This window comes from Okeania sp. SIO2C9, assembly GCF_010672455.1.
Classification (GTDB): domain Bacteria; phylum Cyanobacteriota; class Cyanobacteriia; order Cyanobacteriales; family Microcoleaceae; genus Okeania.
The window spans coordinates 1-1,308 of record NZ_JAAHGO010000247.1 but is presented as its reverse complement, the minus strand read 5'-3'; the positions used below and the strand labels follow the sequence as shown (position 1 = coordinate 1,308).

General features: G+C 45.4%; 1 protein-coding gene. It reads right to left on the bottom strand.

Translation table 11 applies throughout. The features are described 5' to 3' along the window. Positions 1–647: 647 nt before the first annotated feature. Positions 648–1,308: methyltransferase domain-containing protein (locus tag F6K23_RS40705; RefSeq protein ID WP_293166923.1), on the bottom strand; the 661-nt coding region annotated here is incomplete at its 5' end.

Here is a 1,308-nt window from a genome sequence, read left to right as displayed (position 1 = left end):
CCAATTAGAATTTTGATTAGCTGTTTGACACTAGGGTTTGTAATCATGGCTTTTATCCTGAGTGGAAATGGCGAACTCTACTGGTTACACTAATACGTGATTTTGTCCCGACGCTGACCCTATAGTTACAGCACGGGCTTTCCAAGCGGACTCCGCCCCTCTGCGCTAACATAATTGGGCCTTCCTAGCTTTTCCCTGAAGTGCGATTCACGGGGAGGTACTTGAATTTATGCGTTAATTATATAGCATCAAGTAACGCTCGGATAAATTGGAGTATCTTGCTCCACTGCAAGCCAATAGAGTAATCCAGGTTTGTTGAGTGTTTCCTTTTGACCAAAAAAAATGGGATTGGTGCCTCCCCCTTCTAGGGGGACTTTTCGAGGAGGGGGGTTCTCTCCCCTCAGTCCTCAAGCTCGAATACGTGTTTAAATACTTAGTAGTTGAAGGGTGCATCTACTAAATTGCCATAATCAGCCAAGCTTAATTGGCTGCCCCGGTATAGCATCGGGGTTTTTTATCTTTTGAGGGGGTTTGGGGGAGCGATAAAACCTACGCCATAACTTAGAATTTGGCGTGGTATACATGGGCTCTCCCAAATTAGTTTTAGGGGACTCAATGTACCTTTAATTTTAATTAAAGTGTAATTTCTACTGCTTCAATCGCACCATAAAAAAGCCATCCATCTGATTCCTGTGAGGCCAGACTTGAAGCCAACCTTGCGGCTTTGAGAAGTCAACCAGTACTGAATCAGGCGGCGGCGGTTCAATTTGCCAGTGGTGGTGAGTCTCCAGAAATGATTGAATCACCACTTCATTCTCTTGGGGATTTAGGGTGCAGGTAGCATAAACTAAGATGCCCCCAGGCTTGACCCAAGTAGCTGCTTGTGCTAAGAGTTCGCCTTGGAGTACTGCCAGTTCTTTAACCTTCTCTGGGGTAAGATGCCAACGGATGTCAGGGCGTCGGTGGAGTGTACCTAATCCAGAGCAAGGGGCATCGACTAAAACCCTATCTGCTAAATTAGTAAATTGGGGGAAGTAACGGCTGTCGCCAGTACAAATCTGAATTGATTTTAGTTGCAATCTTTGGGCATTTTCTTTTAGTTTTCTCAAACGAGAGGCAGTGCGATCGCACGCCCAAATTTTGCCCTGATCTGAGATAAGTTCTGCAATATGAGTTGTCTTTCCTCCCGGTGCAGCACAAGCATCAATAACTATATTACCAGGTTGAGGGTCAAGCAGATAGCTCACTAGTTGCGCACTACCGTCTTGAATTGTCCACCAACCTTCTTTAAATCCGGGCAACTGTTGA